At 49.9% G+C, this 26,758-nt stretch carries 25 protein-coding genes; 15 read left to right on the top strand and 10 right to left on the bottom strand.

The genetic code is table 11. The annotated features are described in order from the left end of the window. The first annotated feature begins 155 nt into the window (after window positions 1–155). The 3 genes from WC598_RS09360 (at window position 156) to WC598_RS09350 (ending at window position 4,365) form a co-directional block, all read left to right on the top strand. Window positions 156–1,928 (top strand): thiamine pyrophosphate-dependent enzyme, encoded by a 1,773-nt coding sequence (locus WC598_RS09360; RefSeq protein WP_372961229.1) that lies wholly within the window; start codon window positions 156–158, stop codon window positions 1,926–1,928. Between the two features lie 318 nt (window positions 1,929–2,246). Then, complete coding sequence (locus WC598_RS09355) at window positions 2,247–3,956, top strand: histidine kinase N-terminal 7TM domain-containing protein (RefSeq protein ID WP_372961228.1); 1,710 nt, start codon at window positions 2,247–2,249, stop codon at window positions 3,954–3,956. Between the two features lie 190 nt (window positions 3,957–4,146). Beyond that, window positions 4,147–4,365: a hypothetical protein gene (locus WC598_RS09350; RefSeq protein ID WP_372961227.1), complete on the top strand. Its 219-nt coding sequence runs from the start codon at window positions 4,147–4,149 to the stop codon at window positions 4,363–4,365. A 602-nt stretch (window positions 4,366–4,967) separates the two neighbouring features. Here WC598_RS09350 and WC598_RS09345 read toward each other — a convergent pair. Both WC598_RS09345 and WC598_RS09340 read right to left on the bottom strand, forming a co-directional pair. After that, complete coding sequence (locus WC598_RS09345) at window positions 4,968–5,279, bottom strand: putative quinol monooxygenase (RefSeq protein ID WP_372961226.1); 312 nt, start codon at window positions 5,277–5,279, stop codon at window positions 4,968–4,970. Between the two features lie 422 nt (window positions 5,280–5,701). Next, complete coding sequence (locus tag WC598_RS09340; RefSeq protein ID WP_372961225.1) at window positions 5,702–6,919, bottom strand: FprA family A-type flavoprotein; 1,218 nt, start codon at window positions 6,917–6,919, stop codon at window positions 5,702–5,704. A gap of 40 nt (window positions 6,920–6,959) precedes the next feature. Here WC598_RS09340 and WC598_RS09335 point away from each other — a divergent pair, with 40 nt between their 5' ends. From WC598_RS09335 to WC598_RS09310, 6 genes are all read left to right on the top strand, one after another. After that, on the top strand, window positions 6,960–7,799 hold the full coding sequence (locus WC598_RS09335; protein WP_372961224.1) for a V4R domain-containing protein: 840 nt from the start codon (window positions 6,960–6,962) through the stop codon (window positions 7,797–7,799). A gap of 494 nt (window positions 7,800–8,293) precedes the next feature. Continuing rightward, entirely contained in the window at window positions 8,294–8,806 is a 513-nt protein-coding gene (locus WC598_RS09330) for a hypothetical protein (protein WP_372961223.1), read from the top strand. Between the two features lie 122 nt (window positions 8,807–8,928). After that, complete coding sequence (locus WC598_RS09325; RefSeq protein ID WP_372961222.1) at window positions 8,929–9,891, top strand: zinc ribbon domain-containing protein; 963 nt, start codon at window positions 8,929–8,931, stop codon at window positions 9,889–9,891. Window positions 9,892–10,882: 991 nt separating this feature from the next. Continuing rightward, complete coding sequence (locus WC598_RS09320; protein WP_372961221.1) at window positions 10,883–11,374, top strand: hypothetical protein; 492 nt, start codon at window positions 10,883–10,885, stop codon at window positions 11,372–11,374. Between the two features lie 640 nt (window positions 11,375–12,014). Then, the gene (locus WC598_RS09315) at window positions 12,015–12,278 is read left to right on the top strand and encodes a hypothetical protein (RefSeq protein ID WP_372961220.1); all 264 of its coding nucleotides are present in this window, start codon (window positions 12,015–12,017) and stop codon (window positions 12,276–12,278) included. Between the two features lie 57 nt (window positions 12,279–12,335). Further along, window positions 12,336–12,731: a hypothetical protein gene (locus WC598_RS09310; protein WP_372961219.1), complete on the top strand. Its 396-nt coding sequence runs from the start codon at window positions 12,336–12,338 to the stop codon at window positions 12,729–12,731. Between the two features lie 430 nt (window positions 12,732–13,161). Here WC598_RS09310 and WC598_RS09305 read toward each other — a convergent pair whose 3' ends face one another. After that, window positions 13,162–13,716 carry a GNAT family N-acetyltransferase gene (locus WC598_RS09305; RefSeq protein WP_372961218.1) on the bottom strand — a complete coding sequence of 185 codons (555 nt, stop codon included), beginning with the start codon at window positions 13,714–13,716 and terminating at the stop codon, window positions 13,162–13,164. A gap of 234 nt (window positions 13,717–13,950) precedes the next feature. Between WC598_RS09305 and WC598_RS09300 the strand changes: the two genes are divergently transcribed. Next, window positions 13,951–14,868 (top strand): AEC family transporter, encoded by a 918-nt coding sequence (locus WC598_RS09300; protein ID WP_372961217.1) that lies wholly within the window; start codon window positions 13,951–13,953, stop codon window positions 14,866–14,868. A gap of 493 nt (window positions 14,869–15,361) precedes the next feature. On the opposite strand, the gene WC598_RS09295 is transcribed toward WC598_RS09300, so the two are convergent. Beyond that, entirely contained in the window at window positions 15,362–15,787 is a 426-nt protein-coding gene (locus tag WC598_RS09295) for a YkgJ family cysteine cluster protein (protein WP_372961216.1), read from the bottom strand. Window positions 15,788–15,966: 179 nt separating this feature from the next. Between WC598_RS09295 and WC598_RS09290 the strand changes: the two genes are divergently transcribed. After that, window positions 15,967–16,422 carry an Hsp20/alpha crystallin family protein gene (locus tag WC598_RS09290; RefSeq protein ID WP_372961215.1) on the top strand — a complete coding sequence of 152 codons (456 nt, stop codon included), beginning with the start codon at window positions 15,967–15,969 and terminating at the stop codon, window positions 16,420–16,422. Between the two features lie 269 nt (window positions 16,423–16,691). On the opposite strand, the gene WC598_RS09285 is transcribed toward WC598_RS09290, so the two are convergent. From WC598_RS09285 to WC598_RS09275, 3 genes are all read right to left on the bottom strand, one after another. After that, window positions 16,692–17,288 (bottom strand): acetate uptake transporter, encoded by a 597-nt coding sequence (locus WC598_RS09285; RefSeq protein ID WP_372961214.1) that lies wholly within the window; start codon window positions 17,286–17,288, stop codon window positions 16,692–16,694. A gap of 445 nt (window positions 17,289–17,733) precedes the next feature. Continuing rightward, window positions 17,734–18,006, bottom strand: a complete 273-nt coding sequence (locus WC598_RS09280; RefSeq protein WP_372961213.1) for a hypothetical protein — start codon at window positions 18,004–18,006, stop codon at window positions 17,734–17,736. A gap of 572 nt (window positions 18,007–18,578) precedes the next feature. Then, the gene (locus WC598_RS09275; protein ID WP_372961212.1) at window positions 18,579–18,776 is read right to left on the bottom strand and encodes a hypothetical protein; all 198 of its coding nucleotides are present in this window, start codon (window positions 18,774–18,776) and stop codon (window positions 18,579–18,581) included. Between the two features lie 331 nt (window positions 18,777–19,107). Between WC598_RS09275 and eif1A the strand changes: the two genes are divergently transcribed. From eif1A to WC598_RS09255, 4 genes are all read left to right on the top strand, one after another. Beyond that, entirely contained in the window at window positions 19,108–19,443 is a 336-nt protein-coding gene (gene eif1A, locus WC598_RS09270) for a translation initiation factor eIF-1A (RefSeq protein WP_372961211.1), read from the top strand. A gap of 159 nt (window positions 19,444–19,602) precedes the next feature. After that, window positions 19,603–19,731 (top strand): hypothetical protein, encoded by a 129-nt coding sequence (locus WC598_RS09265; RefSeq protein WP_372961210.1) that lies wholly within the window; start codon window positions 19,603–19,605, stop codon window positions 19,729–19,731. Window positions 19,732–19,864: 133 nt separating this feature from the next. After that, window positions 19,865–20,947, top strand: coding sequence for a hypothetical protein (locus WC598_RS09260; protein ID WP_372961209.1), 1,083 nt, complete (start codon window positions 19,865–19,867; stop codon window positions 20,945–20,947). Window positions 20,948–21,198: 251 nt separating this feature from the next. Next, on the top strand, window positions 21,199–22,932 hold the full coding sequence (locus WC598_RS09255; RefSeq protein WP_372961208.1) for an ATP-binding protein: 1,734 nt from the start codon (window positions 21,199–21,201) through the stop codon (window positions 22,930–22,932). 196 nt (window positions 22,933–23,128) lie between these two features. On the opposite strand, the gene WC598_RS09250 is transcribed toward WC598_RS09255, so the two are convergent. The 3 genes from WC598_RS09250 to WC598_RS09240 all read right to left on the bottom strand — a co-directional run bounded on the left by WC598_RS09250 (window position 23,129) and on the right by WC598_RS09240 (window position 26,550). Further along, the gene (locus WC598_RS09250) at window positions 23,129–24,109 is read right to left on the bottom strand and encodes a hypothetical protein (RefSeq protein ID WP_372961207.1); all 981 of its coding nucleotides are present in this window, start codon (window positions 24,107–24,109) and stop codon (window positions 23,129–23,131) included. Window positions 24,110–24,240: 131 nt separating this feature from the next. Beyond that, the gene (locus WC598_RS09245) at window positions 24,241–24,366 is read right to left on the bottom strand and encodes a hypothetical protein (RefSeq protein WP_372961206.1); all 126 of its coding nucleotides are present in this window, start codon (window positions 24,364–24,366) and stop codon (window positions 24,241–24,243) included. Between the two features lie 111 nt (window positions 24,367–24,477). Then, a complete protein-coding gene (locus WC598_RS09240) occupies window positions 24,478–26,550 on the bottom strand; it encodes an AAA-like domain-containing protein (protein ID WP_372961205.1) in 2,073 nt (690 codons plus the stop codon). Window positions 26,551–26,758: the final 208 nt, after the last annotated feature.

Raw genomic sequence — 26,758 nt, 5'->3', positions numbered from 1 at the left:
AGACAAAAAGAGCCCCTTGCATATAAGTGCATAGCATCGCACTCCCACAAGGATCCATTGCAGGGACCCCAACGCCCCCCTCCCCCCGTTTTCTACCCCAGCCATCCTTGATTTTATATCCATCATCGATCTATTGATCGTTAAGGTGAAGAGTTGTGACTGCGTGGAAGTGCAGGGTTTGCGGCTATATCTATGATGAAACGGCCGGGATTCCCATGGCGGGTATCCCGGCAGGGACTCCCTTTATTGATATTCCCGGTAACTGGACCTGCCCGGTCTGCGGGGCGGCAAAAGATGCCTTTGATGCCGTGTCGGAAGACGATCTCCACGCACGGTCGAAAACAACGGTCTCCGAAGTCATTGCTGCCGAACTTGCGGCGTTTGGAATCTCTCTGGTCTTCGGTCTTCCCGGCACGTCCTCGCTCGGGCTCGTGGAAGCGATCCGGAAGAACCCGGCCCTCCGGTATATTGTCTTCCGCCACGAGGGAAATGCGGCAATGGCAGCGTCAGCGTACAGCAAGCTGACCGGAAACGTTGGTGCCTGCTTAACAATTGCCGGGCCCGGTGCAACCAACCTCATCACCGGGCTCTATGATGCAAAGGAGGATCATGCATCGGTCATAGCCTTGAACGGACAGTCGGAATCGCAGTACACCGGCCCCGGGGGAATCCAGGAGATCGACCAGGATGCCCTCTTCCGCCCGGTCACCGTGTACAACAATACGATAGCAGACCGCAGCAAGGCGGTCCTTCTCCTGAGCCGTGCGCTCAAATACGCGATCATCCAGCGGGGGGTTGCCCAGCTCTCGGTCCCGAACAATATCCAGAAGGAACCACTCGATGCCGCGTTCTGCACCCGCGAGTCCTGCATTCCCGGTACAGGGATCATCCCGACCGAAGACCGGATCCGGCTTGCCGCCGATCGCATCAATGCTGCAAAAAACCCGGTCATCCTTGCCGGGTGGGGTGCGTATGCGGCCGGCGCTGACGTGCTCGCGGTTGCAGAGAAGATCGGATCCCCGATCCTGACAACCTTCCGGGCCAAAGGGATCCTATCGGAAGATACGGAATGGGTGCTCGGTATTCTGGGAAATGTCGGGTCGCCCATGGCCCGCTCAACTGCTGCCAGCGCCGATCTCCTCATCACGTTTGGCGTCGGATTCTCGAAATTCACGAACGTGCCCTCTGACAAGCCGATGATCCAGGTGGATCTTGACCCGATAAAGCTCGGGAAGAACAACCAGACCCTGTCGCTCTTCGGGAACTGTGCGGATGTCATCCCCCGGCTCCTCCCGCTTCTTGAAGGAAGGGACACCACAGCAGCAAAGGCAGAAGTGACCCGGATGCAGCGCGAATGGGACGGGCTGCGCGACCGCGAGGCGGACAGCACGGCGGTGCCGGTGCGTCCCCCGTATATCATGAAGGTGCTCTCGGAAATTATTCCATCCAACGCGGTCATCTCGCTGGATGTTGGCGAGAACCAGTGGTGGTTTGGCCGGAATTTCCGGATGAAGCGCCAGCGTTTCGTCATGTCCGGCTATCTTGCCACCATGGGCTTCGGGTTTCCCGGGGCGCTGGCTGCAAAGCTGGCGTACCCGGACCGCCCGGTCTTCTGCATAACCGGCGACGGGGGTTTTTCCATGGCCATGGCCGACTTCGTCACCGCGGTCAAGTACAGTCTCCCGGTGGTAGTCATCATCCTGAATAACCGCGAGCTCGGCATGATCCGGGTGGAACAGATGATGGAACACTACCCGAACTTTGCAACTGACCTCTTAAACCCGGACTTTGCAGCATATGCTGAAATATGCGGGGGCGTCGGGATACCTGTCCGACGGCCGGAGGAATTCAGACCTGCTCTGATCAGGGCAATGGCCCTGGACCGCCCGGTCATCATCGATGTGGATACCGATCCGAAACGGTTCTAAAAAAAGCTGGCGGGATCGCCCCCTGGATTGCATGCGTGAGGAAGTGCAGGAATTATTGCGCGATCATGCAGATGGCCTGTCCCTATGGACGTCCAATCCCGGTTTCCTGTCACGCTGATCAGGCCTCACGGTATATTCCCCGTTCCCTTTTTGAGCTCCGGTTACGACGATCCCCTACCCCCGGGATAAAAACAGGGAATTTATGACCCTTGAGAAATGATAAGTACTCATTAATCCTGATCAGGCTCGTGAATTTCGTGTCCTGCCCGCAGCGCGTTCTGGCCGGGACAATGTCATAATGCAGGAGAATTTGAGATCATGATTATCCAGTACTCCCCCGCGGTCATTTTTCTCTTCTTCACTGGCATCCTCTCGGCATTTCTTGCGTATGCCGGGTGGCGGAACCGGGCGATCCCCATCTCGCGCGCCTTTACCCTGCTGATGGTGGCTGAGACCGTCTGGGTCTTCGGTTATGCCCTGGAACTGATGAGCCCCGACCTCCAGACGCTCCTTCTCATCAACGATATCGAGTACCCCGGGCTGCAGATAGTCCCGATTGCGTGGCTCTTCATCGTCCTCCTGTATACCGGGCGTGACCATATCCTCAATAAAAAAACGGTCCCCCTCTTCTTTATTGTCCCTGCAATCGTCTGGCTCCTGGTCCTGACCAACTCCTGGCACCACCTCTATTATACCGGGTTTTACCCTCAGTACGTAAACGGGTCGATCATCTGGATCTATGAGCACGCCCCCCTGTTCTGGATCCACATCGGGTACTGTTACCTCCTTACTCTTGTTGCGCTCCTCCTTGCGGTGGGCAGGCTTTTTGTCCCCACCAGACTTTACCGGCGCCAGATGGTTCTCCTGGTCTTTGCGGCGTGTATACCGGCATTCTTCAATATCGCCTATGTATTCCGGATTGTTCCTTTCCCCGAGTTCGACCTGACACCCTTTGCGTTCTTTGTCTCAAGCATCATCTTAGCCGTTGGTCTCCTCCGCTACCAGCTCTTCTCCGCAGTGCCCGTGGCATACTCCCAGGTCTTTCACACCATGAAAGACGGGGTCATTGTTACAAACCAGCTGCACCAGGTAATCGATCTGAACTCTTCTGCCGAACGGATCACGGGGGTCTCATCGCAGAATGCCATCGGGCGCTCCCTTGCGGAGGTAGTTCCCGGGCTCGCCCATGTCCCGGGCGATCCCACCCTGGAAAACCGGGAACTCCATGTCGAAGTCCAGACCCGTCATGACGGCAGCCCGCGGTTCTATGATGTCCTGGTCACTTCCATGGATACTGACGGGACGGGATCAGCAGGGTATATCTGTCTCTTCCGGGACATATCCGAACGGAAACAGGCAGAGCTGGCGCTGGCACAGGCAAACAGGAAGATCGCCCTCTTAACCAGCATCACCCGTCATGATCTCCAGAACAAACTGATGGCAGTAGCCAGTTACCATGAACTGAGCACGGAGTTGTCCACGGATCCTGTCCAGAAAGAATACCTTGCCTGCGAAGAGAAGGCGATGAACGCCATGCGGGAACAGATCTCCTTCACGGGGGAATATGACAAGCTCGGGAGCGAAGTGCCGGTCTGGCAGAATGCCGGCGAGGTCGTTGCCCGGGCAAAGAATCATGTGGATCTCCACAAGATCTCCCTGACCCGCACCACCGGCTCCCTCGAGATCTATGCCGATCCAATGCTTGAGAAAGTGTTCTACAACCTCTTTGACAATGCCGTGAAATACGGGGGTGATGGTATCACGGCAATAACCGTCTCCACCCGGATGGCCGGCAATGATGTCGTAATTGTAGTTGAGGATGATGGCAACGGCATCTCTGCGGAAGACAAAGCCCGGCTTTTCGAGCGCGGCTTTGGGAAGAATACCGGTCTTGGCCTCTTCCTTTCCCGGGAGATCCTGGCAATCACCGAGATAACCATTCGGGAGACCGGCGATCCGGGCCGGGGTGCCCAGTTCGAGATCCATGTGCCCTGCGGGAAATTCCGGTATGCCGGAAGCGGGCAGTAATCCGCAGGTTCCCTGGCATCTTCCCCCCTCTTTTTTCGTCACGTTTCGTAGTACGTTTTGATAAAAAAATCCGGGCAGGCAGATATCTGCTGATTGTTGCGATACATCCCGGAACTCCCGATACTCATATGTGGCTCTGCGGCGAACCAGATACTGTTCATCCGGATAGCGGGACCGGAGAGGATCAACCATGCAGGTTACCCAGGTACAATTAAAAATGATTGCAATCGGGCTCATCCCGGTTTTTCTGATACTTTCCATTCTCATGCCAAAAACAACGACAACGACGATTCTGCTGGCACTTGTGATGATCACGGCCCTCGCGATCTCTTACGTGGGGTGGTCAATGGAGAAGCGGGACGCGGGAAAGGAGGATGACCTGCTGGCAATTCCTCCCAAAAAACCGTAATGTTCTTTGGGTAATGTACTATTCCAGCCCCTTAAATTCAGGAAGGATTTACGGAGTGAAAAAAGGTAAAAAATACCTGCCTAACATTTTAATGCAAAAAAGTAAATTCGTTTTGGAGCGGAAATACTGACGCTCCCGTGGCTTCGCCCCGCCACTATGGCGCCCCGGTTGCGATAGTGCTGTATTACCTGAATCGGGATTTTTGGAAATACCGGGGAATCGCATGCGCCCCCGCCCCCAATGGGGGCAAGGCTGGTGCAAAGGAGCGGCGGACTATTGTAAAAGATGTCAGGGGCTGGATTGGCACGTTACCCTTTTCTTTTTTTTCATTGCAGGGGGAGATAAGGCCGGCGTAAAAAAAGAGCACCGGACAACGTTGTACCGTCTCACGCCCGTTTCAAACTTGCAGGAATTTCCGCAACCCCGGCAAGAGCGGGCATGTTTATGGTTGTCCCTGCCGGATTCCGGGTTCCGGCAGGACAGGTCGTGTCTGCCCGAAAAATTTCCTGGCCGGTTTTTTCAAAAAAGAATTTGGCAGCGGCAACAATGGATCCGCCATGGGTGACCCGTGGAAATACGCCAGCCGCGCCGGGTCCGGATCCTCAGTCCTTCATCGTGACCGTTCGTGAGGACGAGATCCGGTAGATGGTCAGCTCTGTCGGGGCACAGTGTAAGGGTGTGGTTTTTGCAAAATACTCCTGCATATGTGGCTGTGCGATGTGGTTGTCGAGGTGGGCCTGGCTTTCCCATTCTTCAATGAAATGAAATACACCCGGCTGGCTCTCATCGGTAAGCAGTTCATACCGGGTACACCCGTCCTCTTTCCGGACGGTCGGGATGATCTGCCGGACCTCGCGGGTAAAATCGCTCTGCCGCCCGGGGAGAATGGAACATTTTGCGTCAACAAGGATCATAGCTCTTCACTTTACTGATACGCCCGATTCATTAAACGGATTTCCGTTCCGGTATTCTCATAAGGATGACTGAAAAATCTGCTCCGTTAAAATTCTCTTTTCATTGCGTTTGCCTACACTCCAGCGGGATTGAGCATGACCCCCTCTCTTCCCATGAGGGGGAGGCTGCCCAAGGGGAGATCCCCTTACCTCCCCATAACAGATTTTCATCTCTTGTTTAGTTTTCAACAGAGCCTGATGTTCTGTAATCTCCCGACAACGGGAACCGGTTTGTCGGCTCCTGCAGGTATCACGGAGCTGGTTTGTCGTTTTTCCGTTGAGCCCAAAAAAGAGGATGGCCACTGGTCCTTCACCGTGGCGGGCGGGCATTGAAAAATAAAGAAGGGGCTGGTGCATGCGGCAGAAACCTGCCGGGAACTTATTTACTGCGTGATGCGCTGTGCCATTGCCTTTCCGGTCTCGAACGCGGTGTCGAGCTCGGCTGCGTCCGGCACATAGAGCACTTCCTGCGAACCGATAACCGTGAACCCCGCGGTCGTGAGTTCGTCGGCAACCATCTTCACGGCCCCGCCCTTGCCACCCATGGAACCAAACGTGAGCGCGAAACGTTCCCCGGTCCGGTTGAAGTGCAGGCCCCTGAGATAGTAGAGGAGATCCCCGATGCTCGGGTAGGGCATGTCGTTGATTGTCGGGACGCCGACCATGATCGCCTTCGAGTCGAGGATGTGCTTGACGATCTCGGACCGCTCGTCTTCGTGCAGGTTGAAGAGTTTCACATCGCAGCCACCGGCAATGACGCCTTCAGCAAGGCCGTGGGCGAGCATCTTCGTTGACCCGTGCATGGTGTCGTAGATGACAGTCACCTTGTTCTTCCGGGACGTGCCGGATGCCCAGCCGACATACGCGCCAAGGACTTTGCCGGGATCGGTCCAGATCTGCCCGTGGGCAGGAGCTATCATCTTCACTTTCTCGATCAGGCCAAGGCCGGTGAGCTCCTCGGCCTTCTTGAGGAAGAGCGGCGTTAACGGCACGATGAGGTTGGCGTAGAACTTCTGCGTGGCGTCCATGAGGACATGTTCGGGAATATCGGTATCCAGCCTTTTTGCACAGCAGAGGTGCTGGCCAAAGGCATCGTTGGGGAAGAGAATGCCCTTCTCAACGTACAGCGTGAACATCGAGTCCGGCCAGTGGAGGAGCGGGGCCTCTACAAACGCGAGCGTCTTTTCGCCAAGGTCGAGCGCTTCACCGGTATTTATGTGGTGGAATGTTGCGCCCTGCAGTGCGGGGAAATGCCGGAGCAGTCCTTTCTCCGCAATTTCAGTACAGTAGATCGGGGCTTTTGGGAATTTTTTGTGGATCTCGACAAGCGCTCCCGAGTGATCTTTCTCCACGTGGTTCTGGACAATGATGTCGATTGCTTCCTTCTTTCCTTCCTTGGCAAAGGCATCGGCAATCCGGGCCCACATCTGGGCCGAGTGGCCCGGGTACACGTTGTCGATGAGAGCGGTCTTCTTGCCAAAGACAAGGTAACAGTTGTAGGACGTTCCGTCAAGCGTATAGCCGTGGTAGGTGCGGAGGTCCCAGTCTAAGGATCCGACCCAGTATACGCCGTCTGCGATCTTGTAGGATTCTGCTTTCATGGCAATCACATTGTTCGTAATGATACGAATGTTCTATTGTATGCGAACAATCTTTAAGAACATTGCGCTCCACTACTTAAGTATGCAATCGCACCCGGACCCGGCATCAGGCGTGCAGACCCGGGATGTCCGCCTCTTCTCTACACAGGATTCCGTGATGGCCGTTGACAGCCCGATAAAACTCCGGATCCTGGAGCTGGCGGCAGCTGGCCCGGTCCCGTTCGACCGGATTGTGGAAGGAACCGGGAAAGCCAAGTCCACCATATCCGTGCATCTCCGGGATCTCGAACGGTCAGGGCTCATCACCTCATCACCCGATCCCCGCGACAGCCGGAAGCGCCTGATAGCACTCTCGTCCGATGCCATCGGCAGGCTGACCAACACGGACCGTGACGCCCGCCTCCCCCCTCCCGCTCACCGGCATAGCGGTACAGGCCAGCCATTTGCTGATGACGATATCGTCTCGTTCTTCCGGTACTGCGTGCTCGTCTTCCGCACCCAGGCAATGGTCATGGGGATCAATATCGACCCGGTGCTGCAGCGGACCGGCGCCGAGGTTGGCCGGGTGCTTGCACCGAAAGTTGCCGGCAGGACCACAGAAGAGGTGGTGCGGAAGATGGATACCTTCTGGCAGGCGCACAGTCTTGGTGCCATCTCAATCGTATCTTCCGATCCGCTCACGCTGGGTGTTCGCGGCTGTTTTGAATGCGAGGACCTGCCGGTGACCGGCCATGGGGCCTGCGCCTTCGATACCGGTGTCCTCACATCAATCTTTTCGCATCACCTGGGCTGCCCGGTTACGGTTGTCGAGGCGGAGTGCTATTCTTCCGGGGACGACCGGTGCATTTTCGTGATCACGCCACGGCAGAGTAAGGACTGAACGGGCAGCCGGATCCGAGCACGAGTACGAGGATGAGGGCGGCTGCGGCGAGTGTGAGACAGATGGGCTTTGAGGTCATGGAGATATTCTCTGTTTGGGTGGGAAGCGGGGGCTGTCAGCCGTATCCATCATGGTAATGCTTACCGAAAGGACGGGAATGTGGCCAACGATTTATTTTGGACGGGGTCTTTATGATACATTTTGAGAGGGCTCCCGGGCCGGAGATTCATTTACCGAACATGTTCTGCTCCCGGGATTGAGTGGGTCGGATGTGATGGGTTATAACCCGACATGTTCTGCCTATTGTGGAGGATTATAACCTTAAACGCATTGCACACGCGTCTGGTTCTTTCCAGGATTTACCGGAACGATTACCGGGGCCGGTTGCCGGAACATTTCCCGGTTCATGAGATCCGTTGATCCCGGGTCCGGGGGAGACCAACCCCTCGATACTATTAAGGGACCGTAACGGCCATGTCCGGAACAGGAATACCATGCCTGAACCCGGTCCCCTCTTTCTTCCGATGCTCGCGATCATGGCCTTTGTCGTTGTCATGGGTGCAGCCCTGCTCGCACTTATCTGGCTTGTCAGCACCCGGGCCCCGAACCGGTTCCTCCGGGCTGCCGCGCCAATCGCGGTCATGCTGCTCGGCCTCATCTGGCTTAAGGACACCGACGCAGGGAACCTCATAGCTGCCTCCGTCCTCTTTGTCGCACCCATGGCAGCTCTCATACCGCCGTTCCTGTTTCACGGGTTTGTGGGACCGGAGACCGGCATCAAACGCATCGTTGCCTGCGACCTGGTTGTTTCACTCTTTGCGGTGGGCTTTGCGTTCTTTTTTGTACTGTCCGGTCTTTCCATGGTTCCGTGGATTTACTGGCACACGCCGGTTTCCAACGGGGTTATTTACCTGGTTGTGGTTGCGGTGGATTTGCTGCTGGCAGCGGGGGTGTACAAGGGGATGGAGAGGATCGGGGTGCTGGGGGTAAACGAAGGATGTACATGAGCGAAAGGTTGGAAACGATGAAATCGACCAGAAATACCAGTTCCAAAGGATATTTCTGAACGGCTACGAAAAAATTTAAAAGTAAATATAGTTTTATTTGATGTCAATGCGACCATCATACAATGCAAGCAATTCAGTATTGTTCAAATTGCGGGCGTGAAAATGAGATAAACTCAGAATTCTGTAAATATTGTGGAGGTTCTATCCGCCGAAAAAATACACAGCGTCCTGAAAAAAAGTATAGTTCGTTATTCGAATACCTAAAAGAAAATTCTGGATACATTGTTATTGCTGGTGTCTTTGCAGCACTATCTGTTTATCTTACTCAATTTAACAATGCGAACAAATCGCTATTATGGATTTTTAATGGATCGATGTCATCACCGAATTTTCATTTTCTCAACAATTCTTCAAATTTAACTTCGCAAAATCTCATTAATCACATCAATTTTTCTGCGAATGTCTCAGTATATTCAGTTTCTTCTCAAAATTTTTTCGGTGTGAATGAAACTTTTTTAAATATCCCTCAAGATCAGGTTTTATCTTCCGCAATTGCCGCAAGTTTTTCGATCTTCTTCCTTATATCAGCAAAAATCTGGTATGACATTCAAACTATGGATATTTCTTCGGATGGCAATTTCGTATCTTCATTTTCAAAAAAATCAACGAAGTGGTTATTCCTGATTTTCTATGGTTATTTAATCATATTCTTAGGCCTGTACGTAATACACGAATATCTTCTTGCAGTTTTTGCGTATGTTTTTCTTTTAGTCCCACTCGGATCAGTTTATTTGACAATTTCAATATATTTACATTTGAAGAAAAAATCAGGGAAATTTTTTGTACTTGATTCAATAATCTACGGATTGTTTTTAATTGAGTATTTTTTAATTTCAACCATTCTACTGTTGTCCGGAATTTTTACATCAACTTTTGAATCTGGGATTGTTGGATGGGTTGTACTACTCTCGCTTCCTGGTTGTCTCATGGGAATTTTTTTGGGTTTCTGGCCTTCAATCAAAATATTATTAAGTTGGATTCTAATATGGGTCACTAATAAGGTAAGATTCTTGGATCGAATTTGATAAAACAATTTTACTCAATAACTCTTCGGGTTTTCATTTCAAAATAACATCTGGCACATGCCTCAACATCAGCAGATGCATTATGACTATCTTCGAATGGGAAATTAAAGAGAACTTTATGCAATTCAGATAATGTTGGCCATTTATTTCCTTCTCGATATGGATTTGGGATTTGGCAAAAGGAGATTATCTCAGGAGTTTTCATTGTACAAAATTTTTTTGTTTTCCAGTAGGTCCGTTTTAAGGTTACTTCGAAGAAATTCGGCATTTAAAGTTGGCAAATCGAAATCAACATTATGAGCAATAATTGTCGAAATACTAGATAGGTCATCATTAAACCGCTCCTGGAAGATTTCCCCAAACAGGGGGTCCGGATACTATGTCCACGTCGGAGAATCCCTTTTCACGACGGAGAATGACCCCCCGGCCAGGGGCTATTCTCCGACGTAAATTTAGAAATGCGTCCGGAGGGGGTGCCCTGCACGCCGGCCACCGTTCCCCCGCTGAAACGGACAGAATTACGTTTCCGGGGGAGTTTCGCTTCCCAGATGCTGCTAAATACTGCTTCGGTTTTACGACGTAAAAATGGATAAAACCGGTGACTTAGTGCCTCATTTTCCGGAATTAGTGCCCCTGGTTCCGGAAAAACAGGGAAACGGGGCCTGTTACGGGCCCGGATTGGAGCATCTCCTAAAGAGGGTGTTCTCCGGCAGGGATATGGGTGGAAGCCCCTCATGGTATCGTGTAAAGTGGCCTCGTGTCTTTTATGGAAGTGATTATATAGGAGAATGAGAGCGAAAAACGTATCAACTTCGAGAATATAGATCCAAACCAGAATTATATGACATATTATAGGACGCGACAAGAGGCAGAAGCCCATAGAACTCGGAAGGGTGAGCGTATCTATTATGAAGCCGGTAAGGGGTGGTATATTGTTCGCCCGAAATATCGTGAAGACCCTTCTGGGAATATTTGGCCTTGGTAACATACTATGCAAATATCACAGGAAGGACTTTTTTATTCTAATGAATTTGAAAATGTTAAAAGACTAGATGAATACGTTAATTGTGACGATTTAAAAAATGAATTTGATATTTATTTCAACCAGTACTTAGATACTCAAGATGAAGAACTCTATAAAAAATTGGATGCAACAATAAAATCTTTTTACAAAAGGGCATTGCCGATTATTTTTGAAAATTATAAAGATGAAATATCAAAACGCGAGGGAAAACTTCATACATACACCGAAGAGAGAAATGCAATAATTCGTATACAAAAAAGGTTCGAACACACCCCAGATCTGAAAATTGGAGATTTTAAGGAGATTTTTAATGAGTTGAAAAAAATAATCTATGAAATCGGTATAAAAAAGAATATTGAAAAAAATGATTTAAAATCAAAAATACTCTGGTTTGCTTTGGGTGCAATTGTTGGATTTATTCCATTTTTCCTTCATTTATTCGGAGTAATTAATTTTTAGATATTATTCCTCTTCATCAACTTCTTCGAGCAATAGAACTTTGACCCGTCATCCAACCCATTTTTTTGGCACAAGAATCCCCGCATACTGTACACTGATATCGGCGGGCAATTTGTATCGAAGGTTTTTGAGGACTGCTTAAAAGTCCAGAACCTCTTCACCACCGCGTTGACAAGGGCAAGCTGTGGCAGAATGGGAGGATCGAGAGATTGTTTAAGACCCTGTTTGATGAGTAGATCGCTCACAACAGATACGGCAATGAGAAATCCCTTAAAGAAAGTCTTGACAAATTCCGTGAGTGGTTCAACAACGAAAGGGAGATTCAAAAGTTGGATTACAAGACACCTGAGCAGTTGTTTAAGGAAAAATCGATAACATAAAACTCTTTATATGCGCGTTTACTCCTAAAAATCAATTTGCATAGTTTTTAATACTATTAAACGTTCGTATGAAATCGTTAGTTCGGGTTAAGTTTATATAGTGTACGACGTAAGCTGAGATCGGGCAAGTCAAAAGACTTCCCAAAAGTAGTGGGAGTTGGTACCTCCCACAACCTCAAAAATTATGCAAGGAACTTATCTCAATGTTGGGATAAAAAGGTTGTGTTAGAGTACCAGCTCCTCTGTAGTGAGGAACGAATATGCGTGAAAACCCACAACCTATTAGCCCTTGGGTGTATCTCTTCGGAGTAATCGCATTCGCAATTGGATGCATACTCTTCGGGAACTATATCCTCGGGAACTTTTCAGATTCGGTATCAACCGGATTTGGAAATCAATTGATGGCAATAGGAACAACAATTCTGCTTACGCTTGGTATAGCGGCCGCAATTGTACTTGGTATTATGTATCTTATCTATTGGCTATTCTATAAGCCACAAGATGTAGATCCATATCAGTACTAATTTTTTTAGAGATTTACGTGATATTGCACTAAATGAAAATAATGGGAGTGATAAAAAATGGTATGGATTATAGTTGATCATGATAAAATAATCAATTCGGAAAAGATTGTTGAAATCAGTTGGGAGTGCCCAGTCACTTCCGGGAAAGCGATTATAAATTTTTATTCAAAATTATGTGGTGAAAATATTGAGACAACCAAATCCTTATTATTTACAAAAGATATCATGCAAAGTGTTGCAGATTATGTAGAATGCGAGAGTAAGAAACGCGGCAATATGGGATTTGTGTCAGAGATGATATCTCCCAAAAACTATGAGAATAAATTAATTGAAATGGCTATATCTAAAAATGCCAATGTCATCTTAAATGAGATATTTTCTCAGATAGCAATTGCAAAGTCGCGTAATCAGGATGCAATTATTGACCTTAACAAAGAAGTTAAAATCTCTTAATCATTTTTCTGAATTTTTAGGATCGGCATTGTGATAGGAATCGTCGCTAACATTGATCATACGAAATAGACACGATGCCACTTTACACTACATCATGGGATCTTCCTCATCGGAGCCCCGTCGCGCAATCCCCGGATTTGCCGTTGCCTTTCCTCTGCTCCCATGCCAACGCCCGATTCCACCGGCCCGGCCCGTTCGCGAGCCGCACGCAAATTTCCCGTTCAGCGTATCGCACGAGAAATTCCGGTCGGTCCGGGTCTCAAAGCAATGAGTGTCTCCCCATGCTTAGAAAATAATTGGTGGTGGGTCAACACGATGAAAAATTATTATGGGTGGTTACCCGAAAACCTCGCCATTTTGCAGGTGACCCGACCCCTGCTCGAAAAATATCAGCATTCCCCATAGACAAAACCCCAGATGCCAAAGATCCTCACAAATCCGGCCTGATCAAAACGAATGCAAGCGTCCCCTCTTCCATGCCCGATCCGCCCTCACGGTGACCTGCGGGTACGAACCCGCTTTTTTCGAGGATCCGGATTGATGCCTTCAGATCCGGGTACGTTGTTGCAAGGATTTTCCGTACCCCCGGGGAGCGGAAGATAACCGGGATCAGGTGGTGCACGGCTTCCGTTGCATATCCTAATCCCTGGAATTCGTCGAGCACCGAGTACCCGATCATCACGGTGTCCGGAGATGACGGGCAGGATGCCGTTCCCCCGCTGCCGATCAGCGTGCGGCCCGCCCCGCTCTTGTCATCCAGGATCCAGTACCAGGTACAGAAGTTCGGGTCGGATCCCGTTTCCTGCAGACTGACAAGTTCTGCACGGGTAGCATCATCGAGCAGGGGCGGGGGCCATGACGGGGGAATGACAGCCGAGAGCAGCCGGCCGAGATCGGTGCGGTCATTGCAGTCTGCCGAGAGTATCGCGGTGGTGGCGGGAATGAGTTCGAGCCGCGGGGTTTTTATTTTGAGTAACGGGTGCATGGGGATCACGACAGGGAGTACCGGCCGGTTCTTTTAGTGTTTGGATTTTATGGAAAAACGGTTTTGCGTAAACCGGGGGTTGGTATGCCGGTTGTCCCTGATATGAGGTATTTGTATGGTTTTGTTTCGGTTAGTTCCCGGGAATAATTCCCGGCAGGCCGGACGGATGGCGTTCCCAAACTATACATCATCGGTTCATCAATATTGAAATGAATCTGAACAGGAACCGATCCCATGGATTTCTTGCTGGTCTTTCTCTCGATAATCTATCTCTTTCTCATCATCGGGACAGGCTTTGTCCTCCGGAAATACGGCGTCCTGAACGGGAACCGGGTCCGGTGGATCTCCCATATCCTTGTCAACATTGCCCTGCCGGCCCTGACCATCAGCAGCATGCAGGTGCCGTTGTCTGATGCAACTATCGGCATTGCAGAGAGCATGCTCCTCATTGCTGTTGCATACTACCTGGCAGCGTTTTGCCTGAGCTTTGTCATCTGCCGTTTCCTGCCCACTTCCGGATCAGAGAAAGGTGTCTTCCAGTTCATGCTCGTCTTCCCGAACGTAGGCTTCATGGGAATACCCGTTGCCATGGCAGTGCTTGGACCGGACTCGCTCTTTTACGTGATCCTCTTCTGCCTGCCGTTCAACTTCTTTGCGTTTTCGCTCGGCGTGTATCTCATAGCTCACGGCCGCCCCGGGAAGTTCAACCCGCTGGTCCTTCTCACCCCTGGCCTCGTTGCGTCCTTTATAGGCCTTGCTCTCTTCCTTACCGGCTACACGATCCCGGCACCGGTCAGCACCGCGCTCGACTGGATCGGGCTGACGATGACCCCCCTCGCAATGCTCGTGGTCGGCGCCCTCCTTGCAACTCTTCCGGTTTCCCGCCTTGCAGGTGACTGGAGGATCGCACTTGTCACGGCATTCCGGCTCGTGCTCCTGCCGGTCCTTGCGTTTCTCATTCTCCTGCCATTCGTTCACGACAAACTCCTGCTTGGCGTTGCCGTCGTCCTCATCGCAATGCCTGTTGCAGCAAACGCGGTCCTCTTCTCGGAAGAGTACAAGGTCGATGCAACGCTTGCGTCGCAGGGTGTTTTCATCTCAACACTCTTCTGCCTGGTAACCATCCCGGTCATCGGGTTTCTGCTGTTGTGAACAGACCCTGTAACCGTGGAGGCCCGGTGGCGATCCAATCCCTGCAAATTTTTAAAAACAGGTACTATGTCCCGTGACCCTGAGTTTTCTTATGAAGGGACCTTTTTTTTATCTGCTCATACGATTCGTATTTTCAATCCGGGTATGAATGTCCGTTCATATGCGACTCAACAAATAAAAAAAGGGTAATGTACAATTCCAGCCCTTGAATCCAGGAAGGATTTACGGAGTGAAAAAAGGTAAAAAATACCTGCCTGAAATTTAATGCAAAAAAGTAAATTCGTTTTGGAGCGGAAATACTGACGCTCCAGGGGCTTCGCCCGGCCGCTATGGCGCCCCGGTTGCGATAGTGCTGTATTACCTGAATCGGGATTTTAGGTACTAAATCGCATGCGCCCCCGCCCTCAATGGGGGCAGGGCTGGCGCAAAGGGGGGGCGGACTATTGTAAAAGATAGATGTCAGGGGCTGGATTGGCACTTTACCCTAAAAAAATTATTCGTGCGGCCACCGGCATTTCCGGTCGATCTTTTTGAGTGCAAGGCACCGGTTGAAGTACGTCTCGCCCCAGACCCAGGGCTGGTAATTCCAGCACATATCGGGTTTCACGAAATGGATCCCGCAGAGGTACCGCGTCTTTGCCACCCGTCGCAGGAACGGGCAGACCGTCACGAACTCTCCCGTCTCGGGATGTCGCATCTCGAACGAGACCACATCCCCGAGGTCGTCGGCCCGGAGATCAATGCATTTTATGGGATCCCCTTTCTCCATGAACGCGACATACCAGCGCAGGATATCGGTCCGCCCCTGCTCCATCCAGACGTACACGTTCGGTACGGTTGGCGCAATACCGGGCCCCAGTATCCGGCAGCAGAGCCCGCACTGTTCACACGGCTCGTCTTCTAATGCAGGTTCATCCATTGCTTTCCCTCCACTATTCATCCGGCATCGGGATAATGTTTTACGGATCTGTTCTGCTCAGATCTTTGCCATCCCCGGGTGTGTCCGGATTGTACCAGCGATATCTCTTTAATCTGAAACAGCACTCGTCCCTGTATCCAGGTTAACGCACCTGGGCAACAAACAGAGGAGGTAGACAAATGGTACGACGCTTTCACCGATCAATCTATGATGAACTCGACGAACTCAAAGCATCCATGGACTACCTGTTCCAGCTTGCTTTTGAACCAACCGACAACCCGCTGTTGCCACAAGGAGAAGACCCGGGTATCGTATGCCGCAACCCGCATAACCTGAACGCGGAGGTCGTAGAGACTGCCGACGAAGTGATTGTCACGCTTGAAACCGTTCCCGTTACGGGCCCGGCAACAATATCCGTTGATCTTGTTGACCGGTACACCCTGAAAATTGCCTGTGAATGGCAGGAGGAGACAAACGCCGGAGGTGCCGGGGAGACTCTATCCGAAGAGCGATCCCTGTCCCTCCATCACGAGATCCCGCTTCCTGTCCCGGTCATGAAGTCCGGGGCACGATCCACCTTAAAAAATGGCGTGCTCGACCTGCACCTGAAGAAAATCGTACCGGTCCGGACCTGAACCCGATACCCGCACCCTTTTTTCCCTCCCGAATCGTGAGAATGCCCCGCTGGTCTGCCTTCGGATCGCGGTATTGATACTGGATTTTCCCATGGGATTCTTTTCCGGGCATCTGAAAGCAGATTTTACCCGGCAGGACAAACCGTTCTTTAAGAATTGCGAAAAGGAGCCTGGCATTTGTGGCGGGGATGATGGATGCACAGAGAAAAAACGGGGGGAATGATTCCCGAAAATATTCCCTTATACCCTGGTAATGAATGAAGAGTTCCCTACCCGATCGGTGCGATGGTTTTCCCGTACACCTCATTCAGGACCGGTGCAAGTGCCGTGTAGATCGCACTGAAGCCGCTGATGATGCCCACATACCCGGCAAGTACCGTGAACATACCGGTTCCTGTTGCAGCGCCTGCGGCTTCCAGGAAAAATACGATTGCAAGTGTCCCGAGAACGAACTGGAGTGCCCGTGACATTTTCAGCGAGCCGATGAAGAGAATGAGCGTGAAGAGTCCCCAGAGTGCAAGATATGCCGCCATTGCGCCGGCTCCGCCGGTATCTTTTACCAGCCCGAGCGCCGGGAGAAGGAGAAGTGCTGCAAAGGAGAACCAGAACAAGCCGTAGCACCCGTACGCTGCCATGCCATAGGTGTTGCCTTTCTTCCATTCCATGAGACCGGCCGCGAGCATCGCAAACCCGCCCATGAAGATCACCATGCCGAGGATTGCCGACCCTGCCTGGATTATTCCCGCGTTGGCAAGACTCACAAGAACGCCCGGCATACCGTATCCGAGGAGGCCGAGTGCCCCGGCTCCCCCGGTGATATCCTTAATCTCAACTACAGAACACTTGTTTGTGGTAGTTTCCGTCATTAGTAATCAAATCCGATTGGATATTACTGCTTTTTTATCAAGGTATATATGGAAGATCATTTCCACCTGCGATAAATCCTGGTTTTTGAAGAGAATTTATCATTTTTTTATCATTTTTTTATCAGAATGGGTTTTTTGCCGGAATGTCCGTATCCCTGCGTGCCTGAATTCAGATGATTCAATGGAACCTGCCGGAATGCTGGATCCGCCCCCGGCAACTATTTGGGGATGTGATTGAAGGAGTAACCTGATGATGACCGGTCGGCGTGGCCCGCTCATCCGCAGAGGAATTGTTCCGCCCGGCCTGACGCAATCCTGGTGAGTGGGAGCATGACTTTTTTACACAACCACGGGTAATCGTGTCCCGGTAAGGGAGATGAACCGGGGTGGGGGGGGGTTGCCCTTCCGGAAGATGGATCTCCCCGTTCTCACCTGGCGGGAGAATTCAGAATCCCGGTCGTTTGCTTTTTTTGGCAATCTTTCCCGGCACCGGACGGTCCTCGTGGGTGCCATGGTCGGTGTTGAGGGCCTGTCCTTCCGGGGGAGTATGAGGATGATGCCGGGGTGAGCCCGTGGGTTGTTTCTGGGGGTGGTGTGCCGGGTGCGGCTGGGGGCTGGATTCCGGGTGGTGGCGGACCTCTTCCTCGTTCCGCTTTTTGTCCTGGCTGGTATCCAGTACGGTATGGGACTTATGCGTGTTTTCCTTCCTGTCTGCCATGGACAGTAATTTCTGTGCCAGGTAATAAAAGAGGTGGAAGGGGCCGGTCCTAATGCATTGCCGGTTTTATCTGGAGGACAGGCACGGCAGAATAATTTCGTGCATTGTTTACAACAGGAGTCCGGATCGCGGATCGGCTCCGGCATTGGTTGCATGGGGCAACACGGATCTCTCTTGCATGGTCTTTTGAAGATCGGGCGATGATGATATTTTCCGTAGCACATACGGGGCAGGAGAACCGGATAATATATCCGGCTCTCGTTCCTTTAATCTCGGGGATTGATTGCTGAATCGTCATAATGCATTCTTTCTTATGGGTTTTTTCCGGAAACCATGAAACCGGCCTGGCAGCCAGGACCTAATCACGCAAAAAAGTTTCGAAGGTGACAGGACCGCCCTGTTTCAGGGGTCCGATTGGGAGGTGATCTGTTGTCAAAACTGTTTGTGTTATCGTAGTATTGGTTGTCCGGACGTATAGTATGATGGGTAGTGACCAGAAAATACTGCAGGAAAAGCCGGCTCACAGGAACCGGAATAATGGGGAATACCGGGGGATACCGGAAACGTCCGGCTCAGTAACCCTTGCCCGGTGTCAGGACGGTTAAGCGGGTTCTGCAGTGCTTGCAGGAAACAACCCGTGCTTCCTTGAAATGATCCCGGGGGGCCTTGTTCACAATTGTACTCTCTTTTGCGCACGTGGGGCAGGTATAGCGGATCGAGTAACCGGTCCGGATGCCCTGGATTTCGGGGTGTAAGGATTGAAGCGTCATTTTTTTTAAGCAATTGGCTGTTCATTGTCCGGCCCGGCGCCATGCGTGGCGTCTGAACGACCGGTAATCCGACCAGAAAAAGTCTTGCAGGATGCCGGGTAACGGGCTGTAATGGAAGACCCGTACCGCAATAACGCATTGTCAAAACGTTTTATCAGTATACTATGTTGGCGTTCCTTGCGTATAGTATGATGGGAACAGCACGTTTTTTCGGCCGGGCCATGATTGCATGTCCCGGGATATCCGGAAGCGAACCCCCGAAACCACCCGTACCTTAACATACCTTCAACATGTCAGCCGCCATTTAACCCTACAATACGTAGTTGGTTGAATGGGTTTTCACAAAAAGAATAACGATGAGCCGGACCTGAATGCCGTTAATCCAGATGGCACTCCCACCGTCCGCGTACGGTTGCCGAAAAAATGGAATAACGAACAGTTTGCCCTTGCCGAACAGATGCTCGGGGCAAACCACATCCGGGTCCGGTGTATCGACGGGGTCACCCGCATGGGCCGGATCAAGGGGAAGATCAAAAAAAGGGCCTGGATCCGGGAAGGCGACACGGTCATTGTCACTCCCTGGAGTTTCCAGGACGAGAAGTGCGATATCATCTTCCGGTACCTCAAGCCCCAGACAGACTGGCTCCGGAAAAACCGGTACATCTGACCGGTGAGGCAGAAGGCATGCAGTGGTAAATTTTCCCGATTCCTTTCACACGACAACCTGCAAAAAACAATGCAGCACAGGCTGCATGCCGCTTTTTTTTCAAACAATCTTCAAGAATGATTATGGTTCCCGTGATGTTTTTATGGCCCGGGAGATCCGATGACCGTCTTTCCTGCAGCGTACGATTTCGACGAGTGTATCCCGGTCTGGAAAACCCGGTGGTTCCGGCTGGCTGCCCTGACAGTCTGCGCTGGTCTCTCAGCCCTGTTCTGGATCGGATGGTTTTAAGACCGGGTTCTCTTCCGTGATCTCAGGCCCCGGGACAATCCCGCGAGCGTCTGCCGGGGATGCACAGGAGGCGCTCTCACGAATTTGGGGATTTGAGATCATTTATTAAACCGCTGGTAGCACAGATTGGAGAATGAAAAATTGTCCGGACTGCGGCCGGGAACTTGCTGAAGGTGACACACACTGCACTTCGTGCAAACCCAAGGAAAAACCGTTCTTTACCATAAGGCGCTTTTTGTGGGATAACTTCCGCTTTTTCACGTTGATTGGGATAACCGGGACCATGATCTCGCTCATCCCCAACATGGGGAACAGGATTCTGGGCACATCCTGGATTTCGAGCGAGGAGAGTTACCTTCCCCTCTTCCTGTCCATGATCCTTTTTTTCGGGGCCATATTTCTTTCCATCTGCTTTCTCATGGTATTCAGCCTGGTCTTCGAAGGCCGGAAGAACGAAGAGATTTTACGGAGTATCCCGCTCCGTTCCCGGGCGCTTGTGACGATCTACAAGGGTGATTTCCAGCGCTTCATCCTGCTCTTCTGTCTCGTCCCGATGTGGTTTGGCCTGCTGATGTTTTTTATCATGATTATGCCGCTCATCCCGAACAGGTACTCCTGGCTGTTTGCGACCATCACGGTTCTCACCTGCATACCGCTTGCCCTCTATTCATTTTTAGGATGGAAAATTGGTGAGAATGTGAGCAGGATATCCGGAAGCCGGGTAAAAAACCCGCATCTGATGGTTGCAGTATTTGCACTATTCGTGGTACTGGTGCTCATCCTGGTACCCACTGCAATCCCCGGGTTTGCTGATACTGCCGATACGTTTTCCGGAAATATCGGTATTCAGGCTGATCACCAGTATTTTTCCCCGCACATCTCTTCAGCCAAAGGATTACGGCTGGTGATTACGAATGTCTCCGGCACCGAATTACTGGCAAGCTGGCACACGTGGTCTGCTAATTACGGGTATTTTATCCGAATCATTCCGTCAACTTCTGAAGTAATTATCCTTGGAAATCCCGTGTATGACGATAATAACCGGGACATTTACTGGACTTGGTCGGATGCGGAACGAAAGAAAGACCCGGTGAAAATAAAATTGCAGATCACAAAAACCGCCAATCCTGCAATAAATACGAATGCATCCCTGTATCTGACCTGGTATACACCTGATATCGTGCAGGCGAATACCTCGTATGGACAGGCATTGTAATTTTTGGCCGGTAACAACGCACATCCCGTGATGTGACAGAAGCCTGTCCCGCCCTGATCTCTCCTGCGGTCATTTCCTTATTTTCAGCGGGGAATCGAACCCGTCGGACCCTGCTTGTTTCGCCCGTCCTGCCCGAATGGTTTTGCCCTGGAGCAGACTGCTGCATACGCGTGGTTTTTACGCTGGTAAATTCCCTGTTGGGGTTGAGAATACTTTTAATAGGATGAACTGTTAGTCTTCATTGAACGATCGTGAAGATCCAGACCCGGACCCTGCTCATCCTCGGGGCAACGGTATTTGCACTGATCATCATCCTTGCGATAGTTGCCCAGTTTTTCATCCTGTACTCGTTCACGCAGATCGAGCAGAAGGAATCCGCAACCAATGTGGCCCTGGTGAGCGGGGAGCTCGCGACCGGGACCGATGATCTTGGCCGGAGCCTCAACACCTGGGCGGTATCGGATGCAACGAGCCGCTTTGTCCAGAATGCCAACCCTGAATATATCCGGTCGGTTCTCGATCCGCAGTCGTTTCACAAGCGGCTCCGCACGGATGGCGTTCTCATCTACAGCGTAAACGGCACCCTGGTGTACTCGGGTTCGATCAAGGGCGAGAATCCCGATGCCGCGGTGATCACGCAGGAACTCATCGCGTATTTAGCAACGCATCCGGGGGTGCTCATGCAGTCCTCCCCCACCGGGCTCAAGCGCAAGCAGGGTTTTGTCATTCTCCCCCATGGCCCGGCAATTGTTGCCATCCATTCGATTGTCCCGGTAAGTGCTGACGGTCAGGGCATCCGGGGGAAGTTTGTTGTTGTGCGATCCTTTGACCTCGAAGAGGTTGCAGCGCTCAAGGAGAATGTGCACCTCCCGGTCCGGATCCTGCGCCTGGACACGACCGAGGGTACGGTATCCTCAACGGTTGCAGAACTGACCCGCCCCGGCGCCCCCGAGTATGTCCAGCGGGAAGACCCGGCAACGATCACCGGTTCGTCCCTGATCCAGGATATTGACGGGCAGCCGGTCCTGCTTTTGGAAGTGGAGACCCCCCGGCAGATGGCCACGCAGGTGAACACCACGATGGGATTTGTCCTGTCTGCCTTCCTGCTGCTTGGCATAATCTACGTGATCGTGACCGGGCTGCTCCTGCACCGGTATATCAGCACTCCCCTCACCGGGCTCGACCTCTCCATGAAGGAGATTGGAAAAGACCGGGATCTCTCCCGGCGTATCCAGGTGAGCGGCGATGACGAGATTGCGTCGCTGAAAGAGTCCTTGAACGGGATGCTCCAGGAGTTGCAGGATAAGGAAAAGATCCTTGCCGAGTCGCACCGGAAGGCAAACATGTACCTCGACATCTACCTGGATGTGCTCACGTATGAGATCCGGAACGCAACGATTGCGCAGCGGGCCTATACCGAACTCCTGCTGGAGAGCGAGGGCGAGGACAAAAAGAAGTACGTTGCTGCCATTGTCGATATCATCGACAAAAGCCGCGACGTGATAAAAAATATCGAGATCATCTCTGCGATCTACAAACACCCCCCGTCGAAAAAGCCGACCGATCTTCTGGCGCTTGTCCAGAAGATCCTCCACGACTATCATTCTGTGGATATCAGGACCGAAGGCTGCGGAGTCTTCGTGCTTGCGGACGAAAACCTGGGGATTGTCTTTAACAATCTCGTCAATAACAGTATCAAGTACGGGGATTCGGCAGTTCAGGTCACGATCAGCGCAAAGCCTGTTCCGGACGGGATGGTCGAGATCTCGGTGACCGACAATGGCCGGGGGATCCCGGATGAGATGAAACCCATCATCTTCGACCGCTTCCGGAAGGGCTCGGACGAGCGGAGCAGTTACGGGCTCGGGCTGCACATTGTCAAGATGCTTGTCGAGGCGTACGGCGGTCGGGTCTTTGCGGAAGACCGGGTTTCCGGGCATCCTGAAGAGGGGGCGGCTATCCGGTTCACTCTTTTTAACGTCTGAAGCCGGGGACCGGCTGGCCCGGCGTGTGCAACAAAGAGCAGGCCGGCATTCTCTTGTACGGAACCGTGGCCTGGATCGGTAAAACAATCCGGGTATTGATTTCTGACTGATCGCCTCCGGTTTTGAAACGTCATCCGATCGGCTGCCCGTTTTTGTCAGGACTGGAATGCACAATGCAAAAATCCGGTCCCGTCTCCTAATGCAGGAGGGTTAGGAAGAGCAGGAGATACATGAGGATGGAAAGAGGTGGTATTAACAGAATCGACCAGTGACGGATCTGCTCAACACGGGCGAGCTCGCCGGACTCGGTAAATTTCTGGATGAGGATGCCGGATACCAGCACCAGGACTATTGTTGAGTAGGTGATGATCATGAACACGTCGAGGAAGGTTGCATACGCAACGAGCGGGATTGCATCGGATATACGCCAGTGGATGAAGACTGCGACAATGAGCATCGATGCGTTGAGTCCCAGCCGGGACGGCCCTTTCATCATGAGCGAGAAGAGGGTCACTATCACGAGAAGCAGGATCGGGATGAAAAATTTCAGGATGGTTGATGTGATGTCCCGCTGGATCTCATAACTGAAGACTGCACGGGAATAGGGGGGCTCTCCTGCGTCATAGGTCCGGGAGATGGTGCGGGAACTTTCGCCTGCCAGGCGCCAGCCCTGGATGCCGGCATCCGGCTCGTGGCCGGTTGAATTGTTGTGAATTGCGAGAATCATCCGGTTCTCGTCGTACAGTTTTGGTTCGATCTGGATGAGGAGGGTATGCTGGTCGAACGGGTACTGGCGCAGATCGGGATCGGCAGTCATAGCTGCAAAGACCCGGTAACTCTTCTCATTTGACGTGTTGAGGATGGTATCAACGGAGGTCATACGCCCGTTCACGATCTCGAGATCGGTGATGGATACGGGTGCATCGGATTTGAGGGCAAGGTAAAAATTGACTCCGAACGAACCATCTGCAACATTAAACGTGTTTAAATCAACGACATACACCCCGACCTGGACCGGCTGCGGGCCGGTTGTGTTGTGCCATGACGGCATCTCTGCTGCCGCAGCCGGAAGTACCATCAGCATAACCGCAAGAGCTGCAAAAAAGACCGGGAACCAGGTACTTCTGCCCTCTCTTCCGCCGGGACAGTCCAAGGCCCGCCCTTTTCCTCTTTCCATGATCATGTGATGGTGAATCGTATCGTATCCAATAGAGAAGTGGTGGTGTTGATGTATATTAATTCAAAAGATCTTTTCCTCACAGGACGTGGTTAGTTAAGATGTATGGCGGCCCTGACAGGAAAATTCCCTTACTCATGAAGTGCCCATTCGTCCCGGGAGATGTGAGCCTGCCGGAGAATTCTTACCAGAAGATCCACGCTGATCCCGGCCCGGTGGGGATTGGGAATAGTAAGAACGAGATCGCCACGGATCATGTCCGGGTGTTTCCCGCCGTGGTACGGGCCGTCAGAACCAAAGGTCTTCAGTCTCCAAACCTATTTGATATCCTCAACTTAATTCATCTTTGATCATTTTTTTTAATCCAATTAACTTGCAACTTTATTTAGTTCTATTTGAATACTCAAAAATAAACTGTCCAAAACAACTTGTTGCATAAAAAATTGAACATCTGGTATTTCATCAGCCCGTTTTCCTTCAAGGTCAATTGCTATAAACATCTCAAAATCTCTGTGGTATCTGTCAATTAATTCCCGATGATCACATTTGTGCCGATACAGTTTAATCCGATATAGTGATTTCCATAAATTTGGATAGGATTTTTGAATATCATCAAAATAATTGTTTTTTGAGATCGATTTTCCATATTTATCAATTGACTCAACAAAACAACGGTGACAAGTATTCATAAATGTGCAAAATGTTGATTTATCTTGTACAATAAATAATTGAGAGAATTCATCCGCTTCTGGAAAAGAATTTGGACCGAATAAAGAAGGTAATCCCTTTAATCGAGCATTTCGTTCTAAAGATTGAAAATCGTTGATAATTGATTTTTTAATATTATCTAACCATAACACTCGATCATTCGGTTCGATAATTTTGTAAATTGTTTTTCTTCCTTCATTTTGCATATATTCTAAACCGATATACCTTCCCACAACCGGAACCGATATTACCGGAATTTTATTTTTGTCGTATTCTAATAATCCATATTCACGTAAATGCCTTAAATATTCTGGAGGGATCGCGAGATCTAAAAATTTTTTATGTTGACCACTAGCTACGAGCTCTAAAATGTCGTACTCCTGCTTATAAAACATTTTCAATTCTGATACAACACTTCCTGAATATGCAAAAAGGGTCGAATCGATAAGATTATCATATTTTTCAATTTTTTCTTTATTGATATCAATTGGTTTTTTCTCCCCTAGATTCATGAATGTTGTATTTAGACAACTACAAGCAATTCTCGTGAGATATGGATGTCCTCCATATTTTTCAAATATGTATTCATATGCACTATCATCAAATCTTAATCCCATCTTTTTTCCGAGAGTATATATCATATTTTTTAAATCCGGTAAAGATAGTCCCTTTAAATATTGATATGAAACAATCCCAAAAAGTGGATTCTGGGCATTTTCGATTCTTGCCACTTCACAAGGATATGGATTCACACCAACAATAATTACAGAAACATTTCGATATTGTGTCTGAACCGCTCGGAACGTCTGCCAAAAACTAATAAAATCTTTTTTCCAGTGTGGTATATCAGATATTGGAGTTATATTTTCAATTTCATCAAAAATCAGAATAATTCTCCCACATTTTCCACATGCTTCAATATAATTTAAAAATGTTTCAGATGCTTGAATCTCTGTAAATTCACCATTAATTTTAATGTTTACACGTTTTTCAACCTTTTTACAAATCATTTCGAACAATTGATACCATCGTAGTAATTTTACTGAAGGAAGTTGACAATCAATAAAAAAAACTTCACCACCATTATTTTCAGAGATTTGGCGTGAAATTTTAAAAAGAATTGATGTTTTTCCCGTTTTCCGAAGACCAAATAGTGCCTTGTTCTCGTTTTTATTAACCCCGTCGTAAATACTTGCAACGATATCCTTTCTTCCAAAGAAATAATTATCCGTTACTAATGGTAATAAATAATCAAATAAATCTCGGCCATAGAGATTATTATTCAATATATTTCGAACGAAATATGCATCTCCTTTTGCATTCTGTAACTCATTTGAATAGAAAGGGACAATAATACGAGATTCTGGATTTCCTGACAAATAATCATTAACCCATTTTTCAGTTTGATCACATTCTGAAACTAAAAAATAAGTCAGGTTTTCCACTCTGCCTGCTGCTGGCATGTCTTTAATAAATTGTTCAATTGCTTGGATTGTCCTTGGTTCTAAATTTTTATATTCAGAATAAACTAGCATAATCTCTCTTGAAAAGCCATATTCTTCCTGAATATAATTGGCAGGTTTTAAAAAATAAACAGAATATTCGGACGTTCCCCATTTTCTTTTTTTTCCCCATGTGATGTCGAACCCATCTAAAAATGGTTTTAATAAATTTTCCTCTTTTGGATAATGAGTAAGATGTTGTTCTCTCACTTCAGAATGAATTATTCCCATAATGTTTCCTAGGTTGAATTAGAGCGTGAGATGATTAGTTTTATTATTTTAATGTGAGGATCCATGCCTCATAAAATGCAAGTGAGATCCGTTTTTTTCCAGAAACCGAACGTTTCATGTGAACTCATTAACGAAGGCCATTATGGTTTGCTTATATGGATGAACTGGTTGCGGGAATTGTAGAACGATCAAGAAAAAAACTCTCTTA

Source organism: Methanoregula sp., from assembly GCF_041645475.1.
Lineage (GTDB): Archaea > Halobacteriota > Methanomicrobia > Methanomicrobiales > Methanospirillaceae > Methanoregula.
The sequence above is the reverse complement of the archived record's forward strand: the minus strand, read 5'-3'. Positions and strand labels throughout refer to the sequence as shown.